This window comes from Mesorhizobium sp. M7A.F.Ca.US.014.04.1.1 (genome assembly GCF_003998745.1).
In the GTDB taxonomy this organism is placed as follows: Bacteria; Pseudomonadota; Alphaproteobacteria; order Rhizobiales; family Rhizobiaceae; genus Mesorhizobium; species Mesorhizobium ciceri.
In genome coordinates this window covers 1-2881 of the sequence record NZ_RZRW01000664.1, presented here as the reverse complement: position 1 = coordinate 2881, position 2881 = coordinate 1, and the positions used below count along the sequence as shown (strand labels likewise).

Annotated in this window: 3 protein-coding genes and 1 pseudogene; 1 reads left to right on the top strand and 3 read right to left on the bottom strand. The window is 61.6% G+C overall.

The genetic code is table 11. The features are described 5' to 3' along the window. The 3 genes from kdsA to EOA22_RS29555 all read right to left on the bottom strand — a co-directional run. The coding region (gene kdsA / locus EOA22_RS29565; RefSeq protein ID WP_127390435.1) for a 3-deoxy-8-phosphooctulonate synthase at positions 1–652 on the bottom strand (652 nt) is incomplete at its 3' end. Then, positions 649–1536 carry a VOC family protein gene (locus EOA22_RS29560; RefSeq protein ID WP_127390434.1) on the bottom strand — a complete coding sequence of 296 codons (888 nt, stop codon included), beginning with the start codon at positions 1534–1536 and terminating at the stop codon, positions 649–651. The genes EOA22_RS29560 and kdsA, both read right to left, overlap by 4 nt. Positions 1537–1654: 118 nt before the next feature. After that, positions 1655–1945, bottom strand: coding sequence for a Dabb family protein (locus EOA22_RS29555; RefSeq protein WP_027163379.1), 291 nt, complete (start codon positions 1943–1945; stop codon positions 1655–1657). A gap of 572 nt (positions 1946–2517) precedes the next feature. Between EOA22_RS29555 and EOA22_RS29550 the strand changes: the two are divergent. After that, positions 2518–2881: pseudogene (locus EOA22_RS29550) on the top strand (SAM-dependent methyltransferase); the annotation flags it as partial.

Sequence of the window (2881 nt, the reverse complement as noted above, 5' to 3'; positions counted from 1 at the left end):
CCGAGGAGCCGCCCACCCCGCCCGGCTGCTGCACCGAATGGGTCGCATCGAAGATCACCGGCGCGCCGATCTCTGCCATGACAGGCAAAGCGCGCATGTCGGAGACCAGCGTGTTGTAGCCGAAAGAAGCACCGCGCTCGGTGGTCAGCACATTGGCATTGCCGGATCCGGTGATCTTGGCGACGACGTTCTTCATGTCCCAGGGGGCAAGGAACTGTCCCTTCTTCACGTTGATGACCTTGCCGGTTTTCGCCGCGGCGACCAGCATGTCGGTCTGGCGCGACAGGAAAGCCGGAATCTGCAGGACATCGACATGCGGCGCCACGATGGCGCACTGCTCCTCGGTGTGGACATCGGTCAGCACCGGGAGCGAAAATTCCTTGCGCAGTTCGTCGAAGACGGGAAGTGCCGCGTCCATGCCGGCGCCGCGCGTCGCCGACAGCGAGGTGCGGTTGGCCTTGTCGTAGCTGGTCTTGTAGACGAGGCCTATTCCGAGCCTGCCGGTCAGTTCCTTCAGCGCGCCGGCCATGTCGAAAGCGTGCTGACGCGACTCGAACTGGCACGGGCCGGCGATCAGCGACAGAGCCGCCTTGTTGTCGAAGACGACATTGCCGACAATTACCGCTGAATTGGGCGCGACGGGCTTGTTCATTTGGTCTCCCGGAAGATGAAAGCCGCGCCCTGTCCGGGTGCAGGCTGCACGACAATATCATTGCCCGCTATATCGTGTTGGATGGAATTGGCCGCAAGCAGCCTCGATGTCACATTGGCGTTCCGAACCGAAAAGACCACCGCTGCGAAGCGTAGATCTGTCGGCGCGCCGGCCGGCAGGCCAAAGCGCGCGGTGAAAGCCGCGCGGTCAAGCACGCTCAAATCTGCATTCGGCAGGGAAAACATGCCGCCCTGCCTTTCGGCGGCCGGATTATCCACCGAGATAGAAATCAACTCATGCTGCTTTCCAGGCGCATCGCTGACCGCCAAGATATCGACAATTCCGGTCGCGCCGTTGGCGTGGGCCGGCAAAGCCGCGCGGTCGACATCAGGCGCGTTGACCCGCTCGCAGGCAAACAGGAAGGCGTCCGTGGCTTTGGCTCCGGCCGCGAAAGCGCGCTTGAACGATGCGATGTCGCTCTTGCCGGCCGGGTCGGTGAAAGGGCGAGAAAACCCCAGCATGTCTCCCGCCGAGATGCCGGCATCGACATAGCGTGCATGGTCGGCATCGGCATTGCCCGTACCTAGAACAATGGCGGAAAACCCCTCGTCGCCGTTGCTGTCGCGATAGGCGCGATCACGCGTGACGAAGACATTGCCGTCCGCGATAGCCTTTGCCGCCACCTGCTCGTCGCCGACCGCCAGCGGTTCGAGATACGTGCCGTCGGCCAGGAAAACACAGCAGTTTTCCGTTCCGAAGGGATGGATGCCGGTCGGGGCCACGACGAAGCCAAGCGCGGCGAGCCGGGCTCGCGCCACCTCAAGGCTCTGCGTTGGCAGCACCAGGTGATCGAGCGGATGAGTGCCAGTGATGGTTCGGGTCATGCAGCCGCGATGTGCATCATTCCGCAAATCGGTTCAAGACTTGATCGCAATCCCGGCCATTTCGCCCCCGCCAGTTCACCGGACGTCGAAAAAGGCACCAGTTGGGACAAAGCCTCGATCAGCTTCCGGCAATGACATCGGCGGAATAGCGCAGTTCGCGCATCGGTTTGACCTTGCTGGTGGTCTGCGCATAGAGCGGGTGCGCCTTGTAGGCGGCCAGCGCGGCGTCATCGGCGAACTCCGCATAGACGACCACGTCGACCTCGTCCGACAGCGGATCCACCTTGGTGTTGAGCGTGACCTCGAACAGGCTGGAATGAGGAATGTTGCCGAGCGCCAGCAAGCCGGTGCGCACAGCCTCGACATCCTCTTTTCGCCGCGCGCTGAAGAAAACGATATGCCGGATCAACCCCGCCTCCTCGATCAAAATGCTGGGGTCTTTTGTGACGGCAGGACGTTGGCGTCAATCGACTAGGATGTCGCGGCTGCCGCCACTGGAGTTAAGCTCTGCCGGTAACATATCGCACAACATGGCTAAGCTCTCTCACTGTTGTGTCGAGATAGCGGCCCTGATTGTACATGCCATCCCAGATCAGGAAAAACGCGATGGCGGCAATGACGATTACATAACGCATGGCTAGATCTATCGCACGAGCAATTCTGCGACCATAGGCGTTTTTTGCGCGCTCGGCCTTTGCTGTGCAAAAAAGCGGATTCTCGCTGGCGCAAGCATTCCGCGTGGCACAGCCCCGCTTGCGGCCTGCCTCTTGAAGTTTCGCCGCATGACGTGGAAGATCGCCGCAGGGATTCACTGGGAAGCGCTAAAGCTCTGGTAAAAGAGCGCGTGTTTCATTCGAGCCCGCCCGTCACTGAGCCGGTCAGCGCCCGGGACCGGCAACGGCGTTCGAAGCTGGCGAATGATCCAAGAGAACCGTGGCTCGGCAATCTGCCCCGACACCGCGGAAATCCAGGGGGCACGAGATGGCACAAAAGGAACTTTTTGGCGCAGCATTGAGCGACGCGGTCAGGCTCGATGAGTTCAATTTCGCCGAGATCGTCAAAGGTCTGCCGGCGAAAGCGCGCATGGTGCTGTCGGCGGCGATGAACCTGCCGCGCGGTTCGCTCAAGGTGAGGCTGCCGGACGGCCGCGCCGTCCTCGTCGGCGGCAAGGGACCTGGCCCAGATGCCGAACTGGTGCTGAAGAATTGGCGCTTGCCCGGCCGCGCCTTTTCCGGCGGCACGATCGGCGTAGCCGAATCCTACATGGACGGCGATTGGGAAAGCCCTGATGTGACCAGCTTCCTGGGGCTGTTCGTGGTCAATTCGGTCATTGGCGAGCGTATCG

Excerpts from the sequence above, each read along its gene's own strand:
- EOA22_RS29560 (WP_127390434.1), bottom strand. The coding sequence starts at position 1,536 with ATGACCCGAACCATCACTGGCACTCATCCGCTCGATCACCTGGTGCTG.